The 23,666-nt window shown below is 65.8% G+C and carries 16 protein-coding genes; 11 read left to right on the top strand and 5 right to left on the bottom strand.

All coding sequences use genetic code 11. The features are described from left to right. The first annotated feature begins 50 nt into the window (after positions 1–50). From ASG59_RS10170 to ASG59_RS19915, 6 genes are all read left to right on the top strand, one after another. Positions 51–1,172: an ATP-dependent RecD-like DNA helicase gene (locus tag ASG59_RS10170; protein WP_056408721.1), complete on the top strand. Its 1,122-nt coding sequence runs from the start codon at positions 51–53 to the stop codon at positions 1,170–1,172. A 588-nt stretch (positions 1,173–1,760) separates the two neighbouring features. Continuing rightward, on the top strand, positions 1,761–5,537 hold the full coding sequence (locus tag ASG59_RS10165) for a glycosyltransferase (protein ID WP_082528721.1): 3,777 nt from the start codon (positions 1,761–1,763) through the stop codon (positions 5,535–5,537). A gap of 180 nt (positions 5,538–5,717) precedes the next feature. Continuing rightward, entirely contained in the window at positions 5,718–7,247 is a 1,530-nt protein-coding gene (murJ, locus tag ASG59_RS10160) for a murein biosynthesis integral membrane protein MurJ (protein WP_056408717.1), read from the top strand. Next, positions 7,247–7,903, top strand: a complete 657-nt coding sequence (locus ASG59_RS10155) for a haloacid dehalogenase type II (RefSeq protein WP_056408715.1) — start codon at positions 7,247–7,249, stop codon at positions 7,901–7,903. The genes murJ and ASG59_RS10155 overlap by 1 nt, the downstream gene beginning before the upstream one ends. Positions 7,904–7,969: 66 nt before the next feature. Next, positions 7,970–9,196, top strand: coding sequence for an acyl-CoA dehydrogenase family protein (locus tag ASG59_RS10150; RefSeq protein WP_056408714.1), 1,227 nt, complete (start codon positions 7,970–7,972; stop codon positions 9,194–9,196). Between the two features lie 186 nt (positions 9,197–9,382). Next, on the top strand, positions 9,383–11,569 hold the full coding sequence (locus tag ASG59_RS19915; protein WP_082528733.1) for an NERD domain-containing protein: 2,187 nt from the start codon (positions 9,383–9,385) through the stop codon (positions 11,567–11,569). A gap of 109 nt (positions 11,570–11,678) precedes the next feature. Here ASG59_RS19915 and ASG59_RS10145 read toward each other — a convergent pair whose 3' ends face one another. From ASG59_RS10145 to ASG59_RS10135, 3 genes are read right to left on the bottom strand one after another with little or no spacing between them, the layout of a single operon-like run. Further along, the gene (locus ASG59_RS10145; RefSeq protein ID WP_056408896.1) at positions 11,679–12,425 is read right to left on the bottom strand and encodes a molybdopterin-dependent oxidoreductase; all 747 of its coding nucleotides are present in this window, start codon (positions 12,423–12,425) and stop codon (positions 11,679–11,681) included. Beyond that, complete coding sequence (locus ASG59_RS10140) at positions 12,418–13,110, bottom strand: cytochrome b/b6 domain-containing protein (RefSeq protein WP_244475690.1); 693 nt, start codon at positions 13,108–13,110, stop codon at positions 12,418–12,420. Before ASG59_RS10140 ends, ASG59_RS10145 begins: the two co-directional genes overlap by 8 nt. Positions 13,111–13,126: 16 nt before the next feature. Further along, entirely contained in the window at positions 13,127–14,209 is a 1,083-nt protein-coding gene (locus tag ASG59_RS10135; RefSeq protein WP_244475693.1) for an acyl-CoA dehydrogenase family protein, read from the bottom strand. Between the two features lie 264 nt (positions 14,210–14,473). Between ASG59_RS10135 and ispH the strand changes: the two genes are divergently transcribed. After that, positions 14,474–15,472: a 4-hydroxy-3-methylbut-2-enyl diphosphate reductase gene (gene ispH / locus ASG59_RS10130; protein ID WP_055879505.1), complete on the top strand. Its 999-nt coding sequence runs from the start codon at positions 14,474–14,476 to the stop codon at positions 15,470–15,472. Between the two features lie 100 nt (positions 15,473–15,572). After that, positions 15,573–16,538, top strand: coding sequence for a homoserine kinase (gene thrB / locus ASG59_RS10125; protein WP_056408709.1), 966 nt, complete (start codon positions 15,573–15,575; stop codon positions 16,536–16,538). Positions 16,539–16,613: 75 nt separating this feature from the next. Here the strand turns inward: thrB and ASG59_RS10120 are convergent, their stop codons facing one another. After that, positions 16,614–18,590 (bottom strand): CoA-transferase, encoded by a 1,977-nt coding sequence (locus ASG59_RS10120; protein ID WP_055879500.1) that lies wholly within the window; start codon positions 18,588–18,590, stop codon positions 16,614–16,616. A 387-nt stretch (positions 18,591–18,977) separates the two neighbouring features. Here ASG59_RS10120 and ASG59_RS10115 point away from each other — a divergent pair, with 387 nt between their 5' ends. Continuing rightward, the gene (locus tag ASG59_RS10115; protein WP_082528720.1) at positions 18,978–20,159 is read left to right on the top strand and encodes a type II asparaginase; all 1,182 of its coding nucleotides are present in this window, start codon (positions 18,978–18,980) and stop codon (positions 20,157–20,159) included. Positions 20,160–20,298: 139 nt separating this feature from the next. Here ASG59_RS10115 and hemA read toward each other — a convergent pair whose 3' ends face one another. Next, the gene (gene hemA / locus ASG59_RS10110) at positions 20,299–21,588 is read right to left on the bottom strand and encodes a 5-aminolevulinate synthase (RefSeq protein WP_244475689.1); all 1,290 of its coding nucleotides are present in this window, start codon (positions 21,586–21,588) and stop codon (positions 20,299–20,301) included. 383 nt (positions 21,589–21,971) lie between these two features. Here hemA and ASG59_RS19910 point away from each other — a divergent pair, with 383 nt between their 5' ends. Together ASG59_RS19910 and murA are read left to right on the top strand one after the other, a co-directional pair. Beyond that, positions 21,972–22,160, top strand: a complete 189-nt coding sequence (locus tag ASG59_RS19910; protein ID WP_082494285.1) for a hypothetical protein — start codon at positions 21,972–21,974, stop codon at positions 22,158–22,160. 70 nt (positions 22,161–22,230) lie between these two features. Beyond that, entirely contained in the window at positions 22,231–23,520 is a 1,290-nt protein-coding gene (gene murA, locus ASG59_RS10105) for a UDP-N-acetylglucosamine 1-carboxyvinyltransferase (RefSeq protein WP_055879498.1), read from the top strand. The last annotated feature ends 146 nt before the right edge of the window (positions 23,521–23,666 follow it).

Genomic DNA, 23,666 nt, shown 5'->3' with positions numbered 1-23,666 from the left:
GCCTCGCGCGGCGTGCGCGGCCGCACGAAGGCGGCGGGCGCCCCGGCCCCATGAGCGGCACCGATCTCCCGACGCGCTTCGCCCCCCAGCAGGAGGACGCGCTCAAGGCCATTTCCGCCTGGCGAAAGGGCGGCGGCGCCCAGGTGTTCCGGCTGTTCGGCTATGCCGGCACCGGCAAGACCACGCTGGCCCGGCGCATCGCCGACGACGTCGACGGGCCCGTGGTGTTCGGAGCCTTCACCGGCAAGGCGGCCTCGGTGATGCGCGCCCGCGGCTGCCACGACGCCGCGACGATCCACAGCCTGATCTACCGCACCAAGGAGACCGAGGACGGCGGCCCCGCCTTCACCCTCAACCGGGCCGGGCCGGTGGCCAAGGCCGACCTCGTGGTAATCGACGAATGCTCGATGGTGGATTCCGACCTCGGCAACGACCTCCTGTCCTTCGACAAGCCGGTGCTGGTGCTCGGCGACCCGGCCCAGCTGCCGCCGGTACGCGGGGGCGGTTTCTTCACCGAGGCCGAACCCGACGTGATGCTCACCGACGTCCATCGCCAGGCCGCCGACGACCCGATCGTGCGCATGGCGATGACGGTGCGCGAGGGCGGGCGCCTGACCATCGGCACGTACGGCCTCAGCCGCGTGGTCTCGCGCCGCGAGATCGACCCGACCCTGGTGCTGGAGGCCGACCAGGTGCTGGTCGGCATGAACAAGACGCGCCGCCTCTACAACAACCGCCTGCGGGAGCTCGCGGGCCATACCGACCCGATGCCGGCGGTGGGCGAGAAGCTGGTCTGCCTGCGCAACGACCGCACCAAGGGCCTCCTCAACGGCTCGACCTGGACCGTCCACGCCCTGCGCGGCGCCGCCCGCCCCGACGCGATCCGCCTCGACGTGGTGCCCGAGGACGACCCGGCCCTGCGCCGGCGCCCCATCGACATCACCGTCCTGCGCGCGATCATCGCCGGCTCGGAGGAGGAGATCCCCTTCGCCCTCAAGCGCGAGACCGACGAGTTCACCTACGGCTACGCCCTCACCGTCCACAAGGCGCAAGGCTCGCAATGGGACGACGTGGTGCTGTTCGACGAATCCTTCGCGTTCCGCGAGCACCGGGCCCGCTGGCTCTACACCGGCCTCACCCGGGCGGCGCGGGCGATCACCGTGGTGGTGTGAGTGGAGCGGTCCTTGCTTCAAGGACCCAGTCTTCGGACGGACACATCGGCGACGTAAGGGAGTTCCGCGAAGGCCGGCGAGCATGCGCAGAGATACCGAGGGATCTCGAGAAACTCCGTGCAACCTGGATTAGTATAATATCGATCTTGTAACGCGAAAGGTGCAATTCCGCCTGCGTGCCGGTGTCGACTGGAATGGCATTGCTCTTCGGACACGCTTCGCGAGGCCGAGATCCAGGTATCGCGCGCAGCTTATCGAGATCGGTCGGTGTCATTGTGCGGGGGAGGTGGCGATACGATCTGCGGAAATCGGATTTTTGGCTGCCTGATCGTGTCGGTGACTGTGGACGTCGGCAATATGTCAGGCCTATGTCGGTCAAGATCTGGGCGAGCCGTTCGGATCTGTCTGGTCTGCCATGATGTATCGGGTCTTGGCGATTGCGCTTTGCTCGTGTATGGCACGCTCTAACTGTCTTTTAATGCATCAATGCAGTTTTTATCGGTGTTTCTCGCTCCGTTTTGCGGGTCGGACCAAAAGCTGAATTGAAAATCATTGTGTCGGCGATTGATTAGAGGGTGGGATAGTCGAATGCTGCACGCGCTTCGTAAGATACGAAACAAGTTGCGTATTTCTTCTCGGCAAGACGTCCCCGCTGTTGCCGCCGTCGATATCGACTGTAAATTTTACCGCGCCTATTATGCGGATCTCAAGGATCTTCCAGACGACGCGGCGTTGATCAAGCATTATCAGGCCAGTGGATTGTCGGAGGGGCGCTTTGCCAGCGCCGATGCATTCATCGCATCACTTGAAGATCAATTCGGCCCCCTGCCGGAGGATTTCGTTCCCGGCCACTACAAGCTCTTGCATAACGATCTAAGGAATCTCGATGAACCGTGGCGATTGCAGGAGCATTATCTCCGCTTCGGGCAGTTCGAGGAAAGAAAATACGGTGTCATTCTTCATGAATCGTACGATGCCGACCTGAAGAGCCTGCGCGACAAGCATGGACACGCGATCGCCGGGCCGCACCTGCGCTTCGCCGACATCCTGGCCGCTGCCGGGATGACGCTGGGCCCCTGGCTCGACCGATTCATGTTGTACGAATTCACGATCCTCAACGCCGGATGGCTGCCGCGTGTCCCCTTCTCCCGGACCGACGGCATCCAGCTGTTCCTCACGCACGGGGTGGACCGACTCGCACCCATTGCCATGCAGTTGAGGTTCGATCCCGTCTTCTATCGGTCTCAAGCTCCGGCTTCCCTCGAAACTCTTTCCGACGCAGACCTTTATCGGGCCTGGCTCAACCAAGGGATCGTCGACGGAATCGCGTGCAATGAAGGTGCGGCTCTGGTCAACATCATCGGGGAAAGTACGTTTCCTCCGTGTTTCGATGAAAATCTGTATCGAACGATCATCAAAAACGCCGACGGACATGTCTTTTCAGATCGATTCAGTGCCCTGGTGCACTTTTTCGAACACGGATTTTCGCGCGATATCGCCGCCCTTCGCGGCAACGGAATCGCAAAGCTGCTCAAACAACTGGCAGATTATCACAATATCCGACGCAACTTTCATATCGCGCTCAAGGCTTGCGACCAGGCTCTGACAATCGATCCAGCCAACAGTTCGATCCACCACTGCCGCGGCGACGTCTTGCGTAATCTGGGGCAACCGGCCGAATCGACCAGCGCGTACGTGTTGGCGGTGACCGTCGACGCATCGGACGCCAATATCTGGAGCCACATCCACGCCGTCGACGGACTCACCTCCTCGCCGAATGGGATCGGGGCGGCACTCGATCTCCTCGTGCACTCCGCGAAGACGTGTCAGGGATCGGCGATATGGCTGGCCGCGGCCCATCGAACGATCGCTCGGGTCTTCGACATCGCCAGCGCCGACGCACGCGCCCTCTACCTCGTCGGAAAACGACGGGAGGCCGACGCCCATCTCGTCGCCTGCCTCGATCTCATCGCGAAGATGATCGAAATCGTCGATCCGCTGCCCGGACGACGCCCGGCCCCGCCGAAAGGCCATATCGTCCTCGTGGCCAACCGCGACCTTCCCCAGTGCGACCATTACCGGGTCGTGCAGAAGTGCGCGCAACTCGCGGCCGGCGGATGGGAGGTCGAGCTCTTCGCGCAAGACCAGGTCCATCGCTGCCGGCCGAGCCTCGACCGGGCGGCGGCGGTCGTCTTCTACCGTGTTCCAGCCCTTCCGGGCACGGTGCACGCGATCCTCTATGCCCGCGCCCTCGGCGTGCCGACCATCTACGATATCGACGACCTGATCTTCGAGCCTAGCGTCTACCCCGATCCGTTCGAGAGTTTCGAGGGGCAGATCAGCCATCACGACTACGTCTCCCTCCAGTACGGGGTGCCGCTCTTCCGCTACGCCTTGCAGATGTGCGACGCCGGCATCGCCTCGACGCCGGCCCTGGCCGAGGCGATGCGGCCCCACCTGCGCACCGGCGTGTGCCACGTCCTGCGCAACGGATTGGATCGGCGTAACGCGCCGTTCCTGGACAAGTCCTGGGTGCCCTACGCCGAGGATGCGCTGACGATCTTCTATGGAACGGGGACGAAAGCGCACAATCGCGACTTCACCGAGCTTGCGGCGCCCGGACTGCTCAAGGCGCTGGCCAGCCATCCTCGGGTGCGGCTGGTCATCGCCGGATACCTCCACCTCGACGCGCGTTTCGCGCCGTTCGCGAACCGGGTGCGGCAGCTCGGATTTTCCAGCGATGTCGCCGCCTATTGGCAGGTCCTGTCCGGCGCGGACATCAATCTCGCCGTCCTGGCGCAGACGCCGATGGCGGATGCCAAGAGCGAGATCAAATGGCTGGAGGCGGCCATGTGCGGCGTTCCCTCCATCGTTTCGGGCACGCGGACCTACAAAGAACTCCTCGTCGACGGGGAGACGGCGGTGTTCGCCGATACCGCGGCGGACTGGTCGCGCGCTCTCGAACGGCTGATCAAGGATGTCGCCCTGCGGCGCGAGATCGGCCGCCGCGCCCGCGCCAAGGCGGCGTCCGAGTACGGGCTCGATCAGGCCGTGGCGGTGCTGTCCGAGGCCTTGCCTGCGCCGTCGTCGCGAAAGCGCCCGGCCGACGGTCTCCTGCCGCGCCCGGAGACGCCGCCGCCGCCGTACCGCAGGGTTCCGGGGCGAAAGCCGCGAATCCTCCTCGTGAACGTCTACTTCCCGCCCCAGCTCGTGGGCGGTGCGACCCGTGTGGCCCGCAACAATCTCGACCACTTCCTCGACCACGCCGGCGACCGCTTCGACTTTGCCGTGGCCGCGACGGACACCGGCGCCGACCCGGTCTACGGGACACGGATCGACAACTACCGCGGCGTCCCGATCTACCGGATCGCGGCCCCGCGCGCGATGCACATGGACTGGCGTCCCCTGAACCCGGAGATGCGGGCGCCGTTCGATCGGCTCCTCGACGACTTCGAGCCCGACCTCGTCCATCTGCACTGCATTCAGCAGCTCACCGGCACGATCGTGGAAGCGGTCCGGGCGCGCGCCATCCCCTACGTCATCACCCTGCACGACGCGTGGTGGATCTCGGATTTCCAGTTCCTGGTCGACGACGACGGCCAGGTGCACGCACCGACGTCCGACCATCTGACCAGCACCATGGACCCGGCACACGGACCGTTCGCCTCCCTGGCCCGGCGCCGGGCTCTGGCCGGGCTGCTGGACGATGCGCGATCTCTGCTCGCGGTGTCGGACAGCTTTGCCGACATCTATCGTGCCGCCGGCCATCCCCGGACGGCCGTCCTGGCAAACGGGGTGCCGTCCATGACGCGACTTCCGCGCGTGGCGGGTCCGAAGGGAACCGTCCGCCTCGGACACATCGGCGGACGCAGCACCCACAAGGGCGCCACGCTCATCGAGGTCGTTCTGCGTGCGGGGGCCTTCGCGAACCTGCATCTCACCATCGTCGACCACGCCCGGCCGACCGGTGACGTCCGCTCCGAGATCTGGGGCCAGACGCCGGTACGGATCATCGGCCAGATCCCGCAGGACCGCGTCCCGGAGACCTACGCCAACCTCGATGTCCTGCTCGCGCCCTCGATCTGGCCGGAGAGCTTCGGTCTCGTCACCCGCGAGGCCAGGGCCGCGGGTCTCTGGGTCGTCGCCAGCGACCGGGGTGGGATCGGAACCGGAATCAGGGAGGGCGTCGACGGCTTCCGGATCGACGTCGGCCACCCGGACGCCCTGCGCGACGTCCTGGCTCGCATCGACGCCGATCCGGATCGCTTCGGCCGAAGCCCGCCTCCCCTGGAGGTTCCCGAGCGGACCGCCGCCGATCAGGGCGACGACCTGCTGGCCCTCTACGCGACGATCACCGCCGCCTGAAGGAGCGGTGATCGTCGAGCGACCGGCCGCTCGCGCCGGTGCCCGGGCCGCGACGGCGCGGTCGCGAAGCCCGTCGTCTTCCCGAAAGCGATCGTGCTAACCAGCGGCCCCGCCCAGGCCTGCCTGGCCCGTCCTCCGGCGGGTCGGGTCCGCGCCCCGGCTCCTCGCGATCGGCCGCCCATGATTCGCTCCATCCTCTCCGTCGGCGGCTGGACGCTGGTCTCACGGATCACCGGCTTTGCCCGCGACGTGGTGATGGCGGGGGTGATGGGGGCGGGCCCCGTCGCCGATGCCTTCGTGGTGGCCTTCCGCCTGCCCAACCACTTCCGGGCGATCTTCGGGGAGGGCGCCTTCAACACCGCTTTCGTGCCGGCCTATGCCGGCCTGTCGGAGACCGCCGAGGCGGGGGCCGCCCGGCGCTTTTCCACCCGCGTCTTCACGCTGATGCTGGCGAGCCAAATCGTTCTCCTCGCGGTGGCGCTGCCGGCCATGCCGTTCGTGGTGCGGGCCCTGGCGCCGGGGTTTGCGGACGACCCCGCCCGCTTCGACCTCGCCGTGGCGCTCACCCGCATCACCTTCCCCTACCTGCTGTGCATGACCCTGGTGACGCTGCTCTCGGGCATCCTCAACGCCCACCGGCGCTTTGCCGTGGCCGCGGGCGCGCCGGTGCTCCTCAATCTCTCGATGCTGGCGGCACTCGGCCTCGCCTTCCTGTTCCCGAGCGTAGCGCATGCGGCCGCCTGGGGGGTGGCGGTCTCCGGCGTGCTCCAGCTCGCCCTGGTCTGGGCCGCCTGCCGCCGGGCGGGCATCGCACCGGGCCTGGGCAACCCGTCCTTGACCGATCCGGCGATGAAGAAATTCTTCACGGTGCTGGGTCCGGCGGTGATCGGCTCGGCCGGGTTCCAGATCGCTTCCTTCGCCGACACCATCATCGCGAGCTACCTCGCCACCGGCGCGGTCTCGGCGCTGTACTACGCCGACCGGCTCTACCAGCTGCCGTTCGGCGTCATCGCCATCGCCGCCGGCACCGTGCTCCTGCCCGAGATGAGCCGCCGCATCGCGGGCGGCGACGTGGCCGGCGCCCATGCGGCGCAGAACCGGGCGGCCGGGTTCTCGCTGGCCCTCTCGGCGCCCTTCACCGTCGCCTTCCTGGTCATCCCCGGCCTGATCATGACCGCCCTGTTCCAGCGCGGCGCCTTCTCGGGCGAGGATGCGGCGCGCGCCGCCTCCGTGCTCGCGGCCTACGGGCTGGCCCTGCCGGCGGTGGTGCTGGTGCGCAGCGCCGTGGCGAGCTTCTATGCCCGCCAGGACACGACGACGCCGCTCTATGCCTCGCTCACCGCCATCGCCATCAACGTCGGCCTCAAGATCGTGCTCACCGGTCCCTACGGCGTCACCGGGTTGGCACTCGCCACCGCCATCGGCCAATGGGTCAACCTCGCCCTCCTCGTCGGCCTCGCCTGGCGGCGGGGATGGACCGCGCCCGACCGGACCTTCGGCATCACCCTCGTCGGCGTCGCCGTCGCCTGCCTCGGGCTGACGGCCACCGCCGTCTACGGCCTGCCGCTGGCCGAGCGCTGGATGCCGGCGGGCCTCGGGTTCCGGGATCTGGCCGTCCTCGCCGCCCTCGGGCTCGCCGGCAGCGTTGTCTATGGGGCGCTGCTGCTGGCGACCCTGCGCCTGTGCGGCCTGCGCCTGAGGAGACGATGATGACCGAGACCCCGCTCGTGGTGTTCGATGCCTACGGCACCCTGCTCGACGTCCATTCGGCGGTGGCCCGCCACGCCCCCGCCATCGGCCCCGACGCCGCGAGGCTTTCCGAGGTCTGGCGGGCCAAGCAACTCGAGTATTCCTGGGTCCATGCCCTGATGGGCCGCTATTGCCCGTTCTGGACCCTCACCGAGCGGGCCCTCGACCATGCGCTCGCCCGGCACCCCGCCGTCGATAAGGGCCTGCGCGCGCGCCTCCTCGACGCCTACCGCGATCTCGACGCCTATCCGGAGGTCGCCGCCACCCTCGATGCCCTGCGCGCGGCCGGGCGGCGCGCCGCCATCCTCTCCAACGGCGACGCGGCGATGCTGGCCCGCGCCGTGGACGCCGCCGGCATCGGCGCGCGCCTCGACGCGGTGCTCTCGGTGGAGCCCGCCGGCACCTTCAAGACCGCGCCGGCGGCCTACGCCCTCGTGACCGAACGGTTCGGGGTGGCGCCCGGGGCGGTGCGCTTCGTCTCCTCGAACCGCTGGGACGTGGCCGGCGCGGCCGCCTTCGGGTTCCAGGCGATCTGGGTGAACCGGGCCGGCCTGGCGGACGAATATCCCGATTTCCCGCCCGTTTCCGTGATCGCCACCCTCGACGCCCTGGCCTGACGCGGGAACCGACGGGCGAGCTCGGCGCTTGCACCTGTCGCGTCAAAAAAACAATCTGGAGGATACATGTCGAAGCCGGAGCGCTACGCGCCTCGCCCCCCGGAGTTGCATTCGCCCTGGCGCACGGAGGCACGGGTCGCGCTGCAGGCGGAGGCCCGCGCTTTTGCCGCCGACGTGGTGATGCCGATCGCCGACGAGCTCGACCCGCAGAAGGCCGAGATGCCGCGCTCCCTCATCGACGCGATGGCGCGAAAAGGTTGGTTCGGCCTCACCATCCCGAAGGAGCACGGCGGCATGGGGCTCGGCGTGTTCGAGTACTGCCTCGTTTCCGAGGAACTCGCCCGCGCCTGGCTCTCGGTGGGCAGCATCCTGGCGCGCGGCCAGGGGCTCGGCACCCAGACCCTCGACGACGAGCGCCGCATCGCCCTCCTGCGCAAATCCGCCCGCGGCGAATGGATCGGCGGCATCGCGCTGTCCGAGCCCACCGCCGGCTCGGATCTGGCCGGCGTCCAGACCCGCGCGGTGCGCGACGGCGACCATTGGGTGCTCACCGGCACCAAGCGCTGGGCCGGCTTCGCGCTGGCGGCCGACTTCGTCGAGGTCCTGGCCCGCACCCGCGACCCGAAGGAGGGCGAGCCGCGCTCGGCCGGGCTGGAGCCGTTCCTCGTGGTCAAGCAGCCCGGCACCTTCCCCGAGGGGATGACCGGCCATGTCATCGACAAAATCGGTTACCACGGCTTCCTCACCTTCGAACTCGCGCTCGACGGCGTGCGCGTGCCCGAGGGCGACCGCCTCACCGGCCTCTACGGCGACGGCGGCGCCGATGCCGATTCCGGCGGCTTCGCCTCGGTGCAGCGCGGCCTCAACATCGCCCGCGTCCACACCGCCGCCCGCGCCGTCGGCGTCGCCCGCGCGGCGGTGGAGGACAGCCAGGCCTACCTCCAGGAGCGCGAGCAGTTCGGCCACCCCATCGGCGAATTCCAGGCCTTGCGCTTCGCGCTCGCCGACATGGCCGCCGAGGTGAACCAAGCCCGCGCCTACTGGCAACAGGTCGCCCACCTCCTCGACGAGGGCGAGCCGGCCGAGAGCGAATCCGCCATGGTCAAGCTCCTGGCCACCGAGATGGCCGTGCGCGTCACCAACCAGGCGATGCAACTCCACGGCGGCAACGGCTACACCACCGAGCGGCGGGTGGAGCGCTATTGGCGCGATGCGCGGCTGACGACGATTTTCGAGGGGACGAGCGAGATCCAGAAGCGGATCATCAGTGATCGGATGTTGCCGAAGGGGTGAAATTCAGAGAATAATCTTAGTAGTACTGCTTCAATTAAAAAAGCACAAATTTTATCGAAATATGTTACTATTCGAAACAAAAAGCTATGTTCAATTAAAATAAATCGTAACACACTATAAAAATTTAATATAATTAAGAATATTTTTCTTATCGAGCATCAATCAAACAATTGATAGGCTTTGGAAATGCACAACAAAGATCTTACACCACTTACGGCGCGCCCTGAAAATGAAATTTTTGACGATCTCAAAAAATTATGCTGCTCTGCCGGTTACATACACGCCATTGCTTATTTTTGCTGGAGAGATAATCTGATTAAATACTTCGGCCAAGAAATTACTGAAAATGATTTACAGAGCCAATATTCACCTAATAGATTGCTTACAACAGAGATATCAACTCTGATTGGCTTAGTTTTGAAAGAAGATATTGATCCTAGCACTCCTCATCCTAAAATTGTTAGAAATTATATCGAAGAATCTGAGGCTCTTTTGCATGAGATTCATTTGAGCATGCAGAAGCCCTGGACAAAAGCATTCCAATCGATAAGTGGCAATTTGGATAACATGGATCGAAGTGATCCATTTAGTACTGCCCAAGGTTTGCGGGAGCCAATTTTTTATAGCGGAGAATCGGCCTATAATTTTCAGTACGAGAATATTGCAAGGTTGAAATATTCTTGTGATAATGAATGGCTTAGGATAAATTTTGGGTTCACGATTGACGAGGCATGTGTAGTCTTCAAAGCTATCGGTAAACAGCAAATTCAAAAAATGAAAGCCAATCAAATAACTACGACGCTTCAGTCTAAATATGTAGATTCTTGTTTACACTGCTTTTTTATCTCCTTAGAATATTTAGAGAAATCGACAGGAATTAATAGTCAAACAATCGAATGTGTGATCAATGCTTTTTGTAGCGATCGTAAAAAAAGGAACGCTGCCTTTTCAAGCATAAGCGCATTCAATGAGGCTAATTCTACGCCTATTATAAAACTTTCAGATAATTACTATATTTCATTTCAGCATTACAGTTTACTTGAAGCGTTAAGCGAAACACCGTTTTTTTGGATGGGCAGCGATAAATCCTATAGCGCAACAGCTTTTCGAAACCGTGGATACTTCGCGGAAAAGTTTCTAGCTGATCGTTTATCGCATGTGTTTGGCGCACAAAATGTTTATCAAAATGTAAATATTTATAAAGGAAAAAATCGGTTTGCGGAGATAGATGTCTTAGTTATATATGGTTCCAGGGCGATTGTTGCGCAAACAAAATCCAAGTGTCTTACTATTGAGGCGCGCAAAGGTAACGATCAACAATTAAAAAGCGACTTCAAAAAAGCAATCCGCGAGGCTTATGACCAAGCTTTAGCATGCTCAAGTGCAATTCTTGATGGTGAATACAAATTAATTTCAAATTCGGGCAGTGAAATAATTCTTGAAGAAAGACCAACAATCATCTTTCCATTTTGTATACTATCTGATCATTACCCGGCACTGGCAATGCAAGCACGGCAGTTTCTGAATATAGATACAAATGAATTTATAAGACCGCCAATAGTTTCGGATATTTTCTTTATGGACACATTATCTGAGATTTTAGATAATCCACTAGAATTTTTAAATTACTTGACATTACGCACAAGGTTTAACGAAAATATAGTTATATCTAATGAAATTGTTGCGCTGGGCTATCATTTAAAGCATAACCTATGGCTCGAAGATAAATACAATTTAGTAAATTTAGCAGATGATTTTGCCAGTTGTGTCGATATAGCTATGTCAGCACGGAGGCTTGGAATTCCTGGTGACAAAAATCCAAACGCGATTCTGACACGCTTCGAAAACACTCCAATTGGAAAATTGCTTTCCGAAATCCAACTAAGTGCGGCGCCACAATTAGTTGATCTTGGAATGTTGCTTTTACAAACAAGTTCGGATGCGGCAAGCCATATCAATAACGGTCTAAATAAAATTATTAAATCCGCGCTATTTAATAACACAAGCCATGACTTATCGGTTCCTTCGGAGATCGATAAATCTGGTTTTACTATTCATGTTAACGCGCACTCAGATTTATCTGCGCAGGAAATTTTATCGCTTCACTGTAGATTGAGAAAGTATGATACAAAGTCAGATTCTTGGTACGGAGTTTTGCTTTCGCCGGGCTCCGGAGCAATTAGAAGAATTTTCGCTATAAAAGAGAAATGGAATATTGATGCAGACATGGAGAAGGCCCTGAAGTCTTGGGCGAGGGTGCCAATGGTGCCGTTATCAACACTATCGGCAAATCTTCAAAGACATAAGGTCGGACGAAATGAGCGTTGCCCATGCGGAAGTGGAAGAAAATATAAAAATTGCTGCTTAAATTGATAAATTTTATTTATTTACAATTTTTTTAAATATAATATGAATAATTTGAAAAATATCCGAAATAAGCAAATGGGCGCTGCGCTATTAAATAATTGTCAATTTTCAGAAATCAAATCCCCGCGTACCAAGGAAACCCCAGCTCCGCGACCATGCTGCCGCGCCCCTGGCCCAGTCCGTCGATGCGGTCCACCGCCTCGATCTGCGACAGGTACTTGAGGCTCTTGTAGCCGAGCTGGCGTTCCACCCGCAGCCGCACGGGGGCGCCGTGGGCCACCGGCAAATCGGCGCCGTTCATGCCGTAGGCCAGGATCGTCTGGGGGTGGAGGGCGTCGAACAGGTCGTAGCTGTCCCACCAGCCGTCGACGCTGCGCATGACGATGAAGCGGGCTTCGGCTTTTAGCCCGACGTGGGCGAGGAGGTGCGGAAGCTGCACGCCGGTCCAGCCGGCGATGGCCGACCAGCCCTGTTCGCAGGCATGCAGGGTGATCTGGGTGCGCGCCGGCATCGCCTTCAGCTCGGCCAGCGAGAAGGCGCCGGGGCGTTCGACGAGGCCGCCCACCGGGAGGCGCCAATCCGCGAACGCCTGCGCCTTCGAGCGGCGGTAGTCGGCGTTGTCCGGGTCGGTGGTGTTGATGGTGGGAAAGACGCGCGAGATCGATTCGGGGCCGAACTCGCGGACCAGGGGCTGGCCGCGCAGCAGCCAGCGCTGGACCGCGAAGGTGAGGCCGTTGCTGAGGTCGTAGGGGCTGGTGAGCCGGCCCAGCACGGGCGCCTCGCATCCACCGAGCAGGCCGGCGCCGGCCAGGGTGGAGGCGCCCGCGAGCAGGCGCCGGCGCGACAGCAAGGGGTCAGGCATCGGCACGCTCCGGCGGGACGGTGAAGCGGCCGGTGATCATCGACCGCATCAGGTTGCGGGCGCCGCCGACGAAGACCTGCGCGACGTGGACCACGAGGAACAGGACGAGCAGGCACGCCGCGATGAAATGGACGGTGCGGGCCGACTGGCGGCCGCCGAACAGGGTGAAGAGTTCGGGGTAGGCGGCGGTGACGCCGGGCGACATGGTCAGCCCGGAGAGGATCATGGTCGGGATCAGGACCGCGATGACGCCGAAATACGCCATCCGTTGCAGGGCGTTGTAGCGTAGCGCCTCGCGGCCGCGGGCGGGCGTGAGCCGGGCGTGGTCGGCGATCTCGCGGGCGAGGCGGGCGGGGGCGATCTGGTCGCGGTCGGGGACCACCGCGCGGCGCAGGCGGCCGGTGAGGGCGCCGGTGACGAGGTAGACCGCCCCGTTGAGCACCAGCACCCAGCCGGCGAGGAAATGCAGGTTGCGGCCCCAGCCGGTCTGTTCGAGGTTGACGGGCAGCGGCAGGTCGAAGGCGGCGGGCGCGCCGTTGGCGCCGGTCTCGCCCCAGAACAGGCGCGGCAGCGCCAGCAGGATCGCGATGCCGCTGACCACCAGCGCCAGGAAAGCGGCCGCGTTCACCCAATGGGTCAAGCGGAGCCAGAGCGGGTGACGCAGGACGGTCGCTGTGTCCGTCATCGTCCCGCCCATGGCCTCAGGCCGTGTCCCGCCCATGCCACAGAGCATCGGCGGGGGAGGGGTCGGCGAGCACGTAGGCGGCGGCATCGGTGAGCGCCCGGTCCGGCCCCGGCTGGCGCAGGTAGGTCGCGAGATCCCGGCTCAGCCGCTCCAGGGGATGGTCCTGCAGGAAGCCGGAAAGGCCGACCGAGCGGTGCGCCTTCTCCAGGACGTCGAGGCCGGCCCGTTCCACCGCGAGGCGGGTGAGGTTGACGTAGGCGATGAGCCGGTCGGCCGCGGCCGTGCCCTCGGCGATCAGGTCGGCCGCGCGGCCGACAAACAGGCGGGCGGTCTCGACGGCGATGGCGGCCTCGCCGACCCTGGCGCGCTGGTGCGGGTCGCCGCCGCGGCCGGTGGCGACGAGATGGGCGCGCATGGCGTCGAACACCGCCTCGATCCCCCCGAGTTGCACGGCGGTGAAGCGCCAGGCGCCCCCCGAGAAATCCGGCTCGCGAAAGTAGTCGTCCGGCTCGCCGACCGTCATGGCAGGATCGACCGGGATGCCGGAAAAGTCGAGGGTGCCGGAGGCGGAGGCGCGCATGCCGTGCGCCCGCCAGCCCGACAGGTCCATCCGGGTGCCGGCCTCGAGATCGACCACCAGCATCTGCTGGCGCCCGTCCGGCAGCCGGGCGGTGACGAGGGGGCGGGTGACCGAGCCGGCGCCGGAGGCGAACGACTTGCAGCCGACGAGCCGGGGTGCCGCCGCCGGCCCGTCGATGGCGAGCCCGCCCTCCGGCGGCTGCGTGTTCCAGACGCCGAACAGGTGCCCGGCGCGGGCGTCCGCCGCCAGGCGCTCGGCGACCGGCCCCCGCACGTAGCGCAGCACCAGCGCCAGCGCGTTGACGTGCCCCTCGTAGAGCCGCCCCAGCGCGAGGCTGCCGCGCCCGACGTGCGCCAGCACGTCGAGGAGGATCGGGGCGTGCCGAGGGGCGCACAGGTCGAGCCCGCCGAGGTCGGCGGGCAGGGGGGCCGCCAGCAGCCCGGCCTCGTGGCAGAGCGCCACGTCCTCGGACGGAAACGCGCCGGACCGGTCGAGGGCATCGGCCCGCTCGGCGGCCATGATGCCGACCGTTCGGGCGGTGGCGGCGATCCGCATGGCGCTGCCCGGGATTCGGATGGGAACGGCGTCGTTCATCCCAATGTAACATGGGCGGGCGGCCGAGAGGTCCAGGCGGAGGTGCGGATTTCGCCCCGAGCCGACCCTGCCGTTTCCCGCCGCGGTGAGCCTCGCCATGCGTTTGGCGACGGCGACGGTGCCCCGCGCGCGGTTTCCCGCTATAAGCGGTTGACAGGGGCGGCCCCGCCTCGCCACATCCCGGTTATCATGAGCGATATCACCACACTGACTGCGCCTGCCTCCGGATCGGGAAAGCCCCCGCTGGAAATCCTGCTGTGCGCGCCGCGCGGCTTCTGCGCCGGCGTGGTGCGGGCCATCGACGTGGTGGAGCGGGCGCTCGCCATCTACGGGCCGCCGGTCTACGTGCGGCACGAGATCGTCCACAACAAGTACGTGGTCGAGAGCCTGAAGCGCAAAGGTGCGGTGTTCGTGCGCGAGCTCGACGAGGTGCCGGACGGCTCCGCTCCGGTGATCTTCTCCGCCCACGGCGTCGCCAAGACCGTGCCCAACAACGCCGATGCGCGCGGGCTCACAACCATCGACGCCACCTGCCCGCTGGTGACCAAGGTCCACCGCGAGGCCGAGATCCACCACAAGCGTGGCCGCCACGTGCTGCTGGTGGGCCATTCCGGCCACCCGGAGGTGGTGGGCACCATGGGCCAGCTGCCCAAGGGCTCGATCACCCTGGTCGAGGACTTGGAGCAGATCGCCGCCCTGGAGCCGGAGAACCGCGAAAACCTCGCCTGGGTGACGCAGACCACGCTTTCGGTCGACGACACCCACCACATCGTCGAGGCGCTCAAGAAGAAATTCCCGAGCATCACCGGGCCGCACAAGGACGACATCTGCTACGCCACCACCAACCGCCAGGAGGCGGTCAAGCAGGTGGCGCCGCTCGTCGATGCGGTGATCGTGGTCGGCTCCTCGAACTCCTCGAACTCGCAGCGCCTGCGCGAGGTCGCCGAGCGGGTCGGCTGCCCCATCACCCGCCTGGTGCTCAGGGCCGAGGAGATCGACTGGGACGCCTTCACCAACATCCGCCGCCTCGGCCTCACCGCCGGCGCCTCGGCGCCCGAGGTGCTGGTGGAGGAGATCATCGACGCCTTCGCCGCCCGCTACGAGGTGACGGTGGACACGGTCTCGACGGTGGTCGAGGACATGTCGTTCCCGCTGCCGCGCGAGCTGCGCAGCGACGCCGCCGCCTGACGCGGCAGGCCCTCTGCCGGCATCGGCCGGAATAGCCCCGGGGCGCCTTCTCAGGCGCCCCTTCGTTTTGGCAGACCGGACAACTGAAGCGACTCGCGCCGTGGCCGTCTACACCGAGGTTTCCGACGAGGCCCTGACCGCCTTCCTGGCCGGCTACGGCATCGGCACGCCGCTCTCCTTCAAGGGCATCGCGGAGGGTGTCGAGAACACCAACTTCTTCCTGCACACCACCGCCGGCTCCTACATCCTCACCCTCTACGAGAAGCGGGTGAACGAGGGCGACCTGCCGTTTTTCCTCAACCTGATGGAGCACCTCTGCGCCCGCGGCCTCGCCTGCCCGCAGCCGATCCGCCGGCGCGACGGCGAGGCCCTCGGGCGCCTGTGCGGCCGGCCGGCGGTCATCGTGAGCTTCCTCGAAGGGGTATCGGTCAAGCGCCCCGGCCTGCACCATTGCACCGAACTCGGCCGCGCGCTGGCCGGCCTGCACGCGGCCGGAGCCGACTTTCCCATGGTCCGCGCGAACGGCCTGTCGGTGGAGGCGTGGGGGCCGCTGTTCGCCCAGGCCGAGGCGCAGGCCGATTCGGTGGCGCCCGGCCTCGCCGCCCGCACCCGCGCCGACCTCGCCGTGCTCCAGGCCGGCTGGCCGCAGGGCCTGCCCGGCGGGGTCATCCACGCCGACCTGTTCACCGACAACGTGTTCTTCATCGGCGACGCCCTGTCGGGGCTGATCGACTTCTACTTCGCCTGCACCGACGCCTTCGCCTACGATCTGGCGATCTGCCTCAACGCCTGGTGCTTCGATGCCGAGGGCGCATTTCATCGCGACAGGGGCGAGGCCCTGATCGCCGGCTACCAAGCGGTGCGCCGGCTGGAGCCGGCCGAGGTCGCGGCCCTGCCGATCCTGTGCCGGGGTGCGGCCCTGCGCTTCATGCTGACCCGGCTGGTGGACTGGCTCAACGTGCCGCCCGGCGCCCTGGTGCAGCCCAAGGATCCCCTCGAATACGATCGCAGGCTGACGTTCCACCGCGGCGCGACGCGGGCCGAGGACTACGGCTGGACGGATTAGCCGCCGGTCGCTCTTCCCTTGTCTCCGTGGGGCAGGGGAACGGCGGCTCCCCGCCCCACGGGAGGATTCGGTCCCTTACGCCGCCGATGCGATGATGGTCGAAGCGCGCCTTATCTTGCGGTCGGCGCCTTCCAGGAAGGCCTGCGCGTCTTCCTTGCGCTCGAACACGTGCGGGGCGAGGCCGCGGCGGTTCAGTGCCTCCTCCATCTTCAGGCGCAGGAACGCGCTCGTCGCGTAGCGGGTGGTGGTGAGGTAGTAGTTCGCCGACAGGTATTGGATCATGCTGGCATAGTCGTCGTAGAGGTTCTCGTTGATCCGGAACCCGTCGTGGTTGACCACGGAGTTGACGCGCTTGCCCGCCTTCTTGCAGGCGTCGACCAGCACCTTGCGCAGGTCGTCGATGTCGCTCTTCACGCGGCAGTGCCAGCCCTCGAGGTTGAGGAACAGGATGTTGCGCTCGCTGTCGTAGCTCACCCGCTCTGGCAGGTTGAGGTTGAGGAGGTCGGACAACAGCTCCATCGGCTCGTCGCGGAAGATGCGCGCGTCCATCAGGGAGGGCTGGTTGATGATCGGCCGGAAGCCCATGTGGGGCAGGATGTCCCGCTCGATGTCGATGCCCGGCGCGACTTCGATCAGTTCGAGGCCCTCCTCGCGCAGCTGGAAGACGCAGCGTTCGGTGACGTAGATCACCGGCTGCGAGCGCGACTGCGCGTAGGGGCCGCTGAAGGTGATCTGCTCCACCGCCGGCAGGAATTTCTGCGAGCGTCCCTCCTGGACGATGCGGACCTTGCCATCCTCGATGGCGATTTCGAGCCCGCCCACCGTGAAGGTGCCGGCGAAGACCACGGAGCGGGCGTTCTGGCTGATGTTGATGAAGCCGCCGCAGCCGTTGAGCCGGCCGCCGAACATGCTGGTGTTGACGTTGCCGTGCTGGTCGCATTCGGCCAAGCCGAGGCAGGTCATGTCGAGGCCGCCGCCGTCGTAGAAATCGAACATCTGGTTCTGGTCGATGACGCAGTCGGCGTTGGTGGCCGCCCCGAAGCTCGACCCGGAGGCGAGCACGCCGCCCACCGCACCGGCCTCGGTGGTGAGCGTGATGTAGGGGGTCACCTTCTCCTCGTTGGCCACCGCCGCGATGCCCTCGGGCGCGCCGACCCCGAGGTTGACGACGCCGTTGGGCGGCAGCTCGAAGGCGGCGCGGCGCGCCACGATCTTGCGGGCGTCGAGGGCCATCTTCTTCATGCCGGTCACCGGCACGCGGATCTGGCCGGCGAGCGCGGGATCGTGCTGCACGCCGTAGTTCATGCGATGCATCTCGGGCTCGGCCAGAACCACGCAATCGACCAGGATGCCGGGCACCCGCACGTCCTTGGGCAGCAAAAAGCCGTCCTCGACGATGCGTTCCACCTGCGCGATGACGATGCCGCCGTTGTTGCGCGCCGCCATCGCCTGGGCGAGGCAGTCGAGGGTCAGGGCCTCCTTCTCGAAGGAGATGTTGCCCGAGGGGTCGGCCGAGGTGCCGCGGATGAAGGCCACGTCGATCTTGGTGGCGGTGTAGAACAGCCACTCCTCGCCATCGACCTCCACGAGCTTGACGATGTCGTCGCTGGTCACCGTGTTGACCTTGGCGCCGCCGTGGCGCGGGTCGACGTAGGTCTGCAGGCCGACCTTCGAGAACAGCCCCGGCTGGCCGGCGGCGCAAGCCCGGTAGAGCTGCGAGATCACGCCCTGGGGCAGGTTGTAGCCGAGGATCTTGTTCTCCTGGGCGGCCTTGGCGACCTTCGGCATCCGCCCGAAATTGGCGGCGATGACGCGCTTGAGCAGGCCCTCGTGGTGCAGGCGCCCGGTGCCGAGGCCTTTGCTGTCGCCCGCGCCGGCGGTCATGATCAGGGTGAGGTCGCGCGGCGCACCGGTGTCGACGAACCGCTTCTCGAGGGCCGCGTGCAGGGCCTCCGGAATGCAGCTCTGGACGAAGCCGGTGGTGGTGACCACGTCGTTCTGCCGGATCAGCGCGATCGCTTCCTCGGCCGAGATCACCTTGTTCTTCTTCATCGGCGAGACGCCCTCACTCGCCGCACGTCCACCCTCGGGGCGAGCGCCGGCACAATCGCTCAAGGGCATGAGGTTTTGCCGCAGGCCGGCGGGAAGTCCAGTCAAATTTCTTCACCGGACCGTAAAGAACCGCCACTGCTTGCCTGGTCGACCAGCAGAACGGCGCGGACATCGCGACTATAGTGCCGCGATGCCGCCAGTTCATGGTGCAGCGCAGGATGTGACCGGCCGAATCTTGGCCGGAGACGCTCGACGCGCCGGCCGGTCCGTCGAAGCCGCCTGCTCGCGTCGGGCCGCTGGTGCCGGCGGCCACGTTTTTGCACTATGGCTGGCCTGCGCCGCGCGGCCTGCGGCCCGGCGCCGTGACACGCCCCAGGAGACCCTCGCATGACTCGTTCGGCGCCCGCCCCCCACCTCCGTTTGTTCGCGAGCGCGAGCCTCGCCGCCCTCCTCCTCGCCGGCGGCGGCGCCCGTGCCCTCGAGGGGCCTGATCCGGGCAAGCCCGCGGCGGCGACGGACAGGCCCGCGGCGGCGACGGAGAAGCCCGCGGCGGCGACGGACAAGCCCGCGGCGGCCGGGCAAAAGGCCCGCGTCGTCATCGTCGCCACCGGCGGCACCATCGCCGGCGCCGGGGCGGATGCCGCCAACAGCGCCACCTACCAGGCCGCCAAGGTGCCGGTGGACAAGCTGATCGCCGCCGTGCCCGCCATCGCCCAGGTGGCCGAGGTCCGCGGCGAGCAGGCCTTCCAGATCGCTTCGGAAAGCTTCACCAACGTCCAGCTGGTGCAGCTCGCCAAGCAGGTGTCGGCCCTGGTCAAGCGCGACGACGTCGACGGCGTGGTGATCACCCACGGCACCGATACCGTGGAGGAGACCGCCTTCTTCCTCGACCTCGTGGTCAAGACCGACAAGCCCATCGTGATGGTCGCCTCGATGCGCCCCTCCACCGCGATCTCGGCGGACGGGGCGCTCAACCTCCTCGACGCCGTGGTGGTGGCCGCGGCCAAGGATTCCAGGGCCAAGGGCGTGCTGCTGACGATGAACGACGAGATCCAGGCCGGCCGCGACACCACCAAGCGCGTCAACATCAAGCCCTCGGCCTTCTTCAGCCAGTGGGGTCCGCTCGGCATGGTGGTGGAGGGCAAGACCTACTGGTTCCGCGCACCGGTCAAGCGCCACGGCACCACCTCGGAGTTCGACATCGACGCCATCGAGACGCTGCCGGAGGTCGCCATCGTCTACGGCTCGGGCAACATGAACCCGGCGCCCTACGCCGCCGCCGTGGCCGGCGGCGCCAAGGCGATCGTCCACGCCGGGACGGGCAACGGCTCGGTGGCGGGCTACCTCGTGGACACCCTCAAGGACATCCGGTCCAAGGGCGTGCAGGTCATCCGCTCGTCGCGGGTCGGCGACGGCTTCGTGCTGCGCAACGCCGAGCAGCCCGACGACACATACGACTGGGTGGTGGCCCACGACCTCAACCCGCAGAAGGCCAAGATCCTGGCGGCGGTGGCGCTGACGAAGACCCAGGACAGCAAGGAGCTGCAGCGGATTTTTTGGCAGTACTGATATGGTTTCCGCTCAAATCAAGTGGGAACCGTATCACCGAGCCCGCGCGGCGCCTGAGCGAAGCCCATGTCCGCATCACGAAGTGATCAACCGGAAAGGGGATGAGGAGCCCCGGGGCGGCGGGCGGCGGATCGACCGCCTATTCCGCCGCCTCGACGAACACCGTGCCGGCCCGCGGCAGGTCGAGGGTGTCCCAGGTCTCGACCAGCGCCGCCGTCAGGCGGGCGATGTGGGCGTCGTCGTGGAAGGGCGAGGGCGTGATGCGCAGGCGCTCGGTGCCCCTGGGAACGGTGGGGTAGTTGATCGGCTGGATGTAGATGGCGTGGCGCTCGAGCAGGTGGTCGGCCGCCGCCTTGCACAGTTCGGCGTCGCCCACCATCAGGGGCACGATGTGGGTCTGGGTGGGCAGCACCGGCAGGCCCGCGGCCTCGAGGGCGCGCTTGGTCTGCGCCGCCTGGCGCTGGTGCGCCGCCCGCTCGGTGCCCGAGCGCTTGAGGTAGCGCACCGAGGCGCGGGCCGCCGCCGCGATGGCGGGGGGAAGCGCGGTGGTGAAGATGAAGCCCGGTGCGTGGCTGCGCACCGCGTCGCACAGGATGGTCGATCCGGTGATGTAGCCGCCCACGCAGCCGAAGCCCTTGGCGAGCGTGCCCTCGATCACGTCGACCCGGTGCATCACGCCGTGGAGCTCGGCGATCCCGGCGCCGCGCGGACCGTAGAGGCCGACCGCATGGACCTCGTCGAGGTAGGTCATGGCGCCGTAGCGGTCGGCGAGATCGCAGATCGCGCCGATGTCGGAGACGTCGCCGTCCATGGAGTAGACGCTCTCGAAGGCGATCAGCTTGGGCCGGTCGCCGGCGGCGCGCAGCAGCTCCTCGAGATGGGCGAGATCGTTGTGGCGGAAGACGCGCTTCTCGCAGCCGGAATGGCGCACGCCCTCGATCATCGAATTGTGGTTGAAGGCGTCCGACAGGATGAGGCAGTTCGGCAGCAGCTTGGCGATGGTGGAGATGCCGGCCTGGTTCGAGACGTAGCCCGAGGTGAAGACGAGGCCCGCCTCCTTGCCGTGCAGGTCGGCCAGTTCGCGCTCGAGGTCCACCAGCGGCGAGTTGTTGCCGGCGATGTTGCGGGTGCCGCCGGCCCCGACGCCGCAGCGCGCGGCCGTCTGGGTCATGGCGCCGACCACGTCCGGGTGCTGGCCCATGCCGAGATAGTCGTTCGAGCACCACACCGTGATCTCGGAGGTCGCCCCGTCGGGCCGGCGCCAGTGCGCGATGGGAAAGCGGCCGGCGATGCGCTCGATGTCGGCGAAGACGCGGTAGCGGCGCTCGCCGTGCAGGCGGTCGAGGGCGGACCGGAAGTAGGCGTCGTAGTCGGTGCGGCTGGAGCCTGAGTCCTGTGTCAGAGTCGTCATCGGGACGATCTGGGTCATCGCGGGCATCCGATTCACGGGCAACCGTCCTTATGGGCTGTGTCGGGCCGTGCGGTGCTATCGCGCGGCCGGTCGGGCAGATCTCTCACAGTGTTGGCCCCCGGGAGTCGGGAGCCGCGGCGCCGGCGGTCTTCGTCGGAAGAGGGTGGCGCCGTCTGATTCTGCCTCGGCTGACGTTAACATTCGATCGGTGTGCCGGGGTCTCCGGCGCTCCTGACGATACAGGCCAATCTGGAATTGGTTCAAGTCGCGTCAAGCGGCCCTGGTGTGCATCCGTTGAGGGATCGCGCGAAAGCCGCTACGGCGTCATGGCGACGAAGGGTCGCGCGAGGCCGGCATCGCGAGGGCCTCGGGCAGGGCATTTCAGCCACACGGACCGACGGATGGCCGACAAGACCGACGACCGGGCGGACCGACTCAAGGCGGCCCTGCGCGACAACCTGCGGCGGCGCAAGGATCAGTCGCGGGCCCGTGCCGAGGCCCCGCCGCCGGGGCGGGACGGGGGCCGCCGCGACCCGCCGGATGCCGGTGACGAGCCGGCTTCCCCTTTTCGACCACGAAATACCGTATAGCTCGGCGCATCGAGCTTGAAGGAACCGGCGACCGGCGCCCGAGCGCGCCACCCGCCCACAAGGGACGACGATGGACCGTATCCACATCACCGGCGGCGCGCCGCTCCACGGGGTGATCCCGATCTCGGGCGCCAAGAACGCGGCGCTGCCCCTGATGATCGCCAGCCTGATGACGGGCGAGTCCCTCGAACTCGTCAACGTGCCGCGGCTCGCCGACATCCAGGCGCTGCTGCGCATCCTGTCCAACCACGGCGTCGACCACATGGTGGTGGGCAAGCGCCCGGGCCAGACCACCGAGACGGGCCAGACCATCCGGCTCACCGCCTCGAACGTCATCGATACCACCGCGCCCTACGACCTCGTCTCCACCATGCGGGCGAGCTTCTGGGTGATCGCGCCGCTGCTGGCGCGCTTCGGCGAGGCGAAGGTCTCGATGCCGGGCGGCTGCGCCATCGGCACCCGTCCGGTGGACCTGCTGCTGATGGCGCTCGAGCGCCTGGGCGCCACCATCGAGATCGACGGCGGCTACGTCATCGCCAAGGCCAAGAACGGCCTGCGCGGCGGTGAGATCGACTTCCCCAAGGTCACGGTGGGCGGCACCCATGTGGCCCTGATGGCGGCCGCGCTCGCCAACGGCTCGACCCTGATCGAGAATGCCGCCCGCGAGCCGGAGGTGGTGGATCTGGCCGCCTGCCTCACCAAGATGGGCGCCAGGATCGAGGGGGCCGGCACGCCGCGGATCACCATCGAGGGCGTTTCGCGCCTGCACGGCGCCCGCCACGAGGTGCTGCCCGACCGGATCGAGACCGGCACCTACGCCATGGCCGTGGCGATGACGGGCGGCGACGTCACCCTGGAGAACACCCGCGCCGACCTCCTGCACAGCGCCCTCGACATCCTCACCACCACCGGCGCCGAGGTCACCTCCACCGCCGACGGCATCCGCATCCGGCGCAACGGCGGCGGCATCGCCGCGGTGGACGTCACCACCGATCCGTTCCCGGGCTTCCCCACCGACCTGCAGGCGCAGTTCATGGCGCTGATGACCCTCGCCAAGGGCCGCTCGCACATCCGCGAGACCATCTTCGAGAACCGGTTCATGCACGTGCAGGAACTGGCCCGCCTCGGCGCCAGGATCCGGCTGGAGGGCGACCTGGCCATCGTCGAGGGCGTCGAGCGCCTCCGGGGCGCGCCGGTGATGGCCACCGATCTGCGCGCCTCGGTCTCCCTCGTCATCGCCGGGCTGGCGGCGGAGGGCGAGACCCAGATCAACCGGGTCTACCACCTCGACCGCGGCTTCGAGGCCCTGGAGGCCAAGCTCGGCCGCTGCGGCGCCCAGATCCGGCGCGAGCGGAGCTGATCCCGCCGTCCCTCGTGGCCCCGGACGTTTCGCGCACGGCGGTCCGGGGCTTGGCGGGCTGAGGTTCGAGGCCCGGGCGCTCGCCGATGCTGCGATGCAGCGTTCGCGGGCGGCATCCCGAGCCCCGGCAAGGGAGCGTTAACCCT

This window comes from Methylobacterium sp. Leaf466, from assembly GCF_001425565.1.
GTDB lineage: Bacteria > Pseudomonadota > Alphaproteobacteria > Rhizobiales > Beijerinckiaceae > Methylobacterium.
This window is presented reverse-complemented; position numbering and strand designations above follow the sequence as displayed.

Excerpts from the sequence above, each read along its gene's own strand:
- ASG59_RS10170 (WP_056408721.1), top strand. The coding sequence starts at position 51 with ATGAGCGGCACCGATCTCCCGACGCGCTTCGCCCCCCAGCAGGAGGAC.
- ASG59_RS10165 (WP_082528721.1), top strand. The coding sequence starts at position 1,761 with ATGCTGCACGCGCTTCGTAAGATACGAAACAAGTTGCGTATTTCTTCT.
- murJ (WP_056408717.1), top strand. The coding sequence starts at position 5,718 with ATGATTCGCTCCATCCTCTCCGTCGGCGGCTGGACGCTGGTCTCACGG.
- ASG59_RS10155 (WP_056408715.1), top strand. The coding sequence starts at position 7,247 with ATGACCGAGACCCCGCTCGTGGTGTTCGATGCCTACGGCACCCTGCTC.
- ASG59_RS10150 (WP_056408714.1), top strand. The coding sequence starts at position 7,970 with ATGTCGAAGCCGGAGCGCTACGCGCCTCGCCCCCCGGAGTTGCATTCG.
- ASG59_RS19915 (WP_082528733.1), top strand. The coding sequence starts at position 9,383 with ATGCACAACAAAGATCTTACACCACTTACGGCGCGCCCTGAAAATGAA.
- ASG59_RS10145 (WP_056408896.1), bottom strand. The coding sequence starts at position 12,425 with ATGCCTGACCCCTTGCTGTCGCGCCGGCGCCTGCTCGCGGGCGCCTCC.
- ASG59_RS10140 (WP_244475690.1), bottom strand. The coding sequence starts at position 13,110 with ATGACGGACACAGCGACCGTCCTGCGTCACCCGCTCTGGCTCCGCTTG.
- ASG59_RS10135 (WP_244475693.1), bottom strand. The coding sequence starts at position 14,209 with ATGGCCGCCGAGCGGGCCGATGCCCTCGACCGGTCCGGCGCGTTTCCG.
- ispH (WP_055879505.1), top strand. The coding sequence starts at position 14,474 with ATGAGCGATATCACCACACTGACTGCGCCTGCCTCCGGATCGGGAAAG.
- ASG59_RS10120 (WP_055879500.1), bottom strand. The coding sequence starts at position 18,590 with ATGAAGAAGAACAAGGTGATCTCGGCCGAGGAAGCGATCGCGCTGATC.
- ASG59_RS10115 (WP_082528720.1), top strand. The coding sequence starts at position 18,978 with ATGACTCGTTCGGCGCCCGCCCCCCACCTCCGTTTGTTCGCGAGCGCG.
- hemA (WP_244475689.1), bottom strand. The coding sequence starts at position 21,588 with ATGACCCAGATCGTCCCGATGACGACTCTGACACAGGACTCAGGCTCC.
- ASG59_RS19910 (WP_082494285.1), top strand. The coding sequence starts at position 21,972 with ATGGCCGACAAGACCGACGACCGGGCGGACCGACTCAAGGCGGCCCTG.
- murA (WP_055879498.1), top strand. The coding sequence starts at position 22,231 with ATGGACCGTATCCACATCACCGGCGGCGCGCCGCTCCACGGGGTGATC.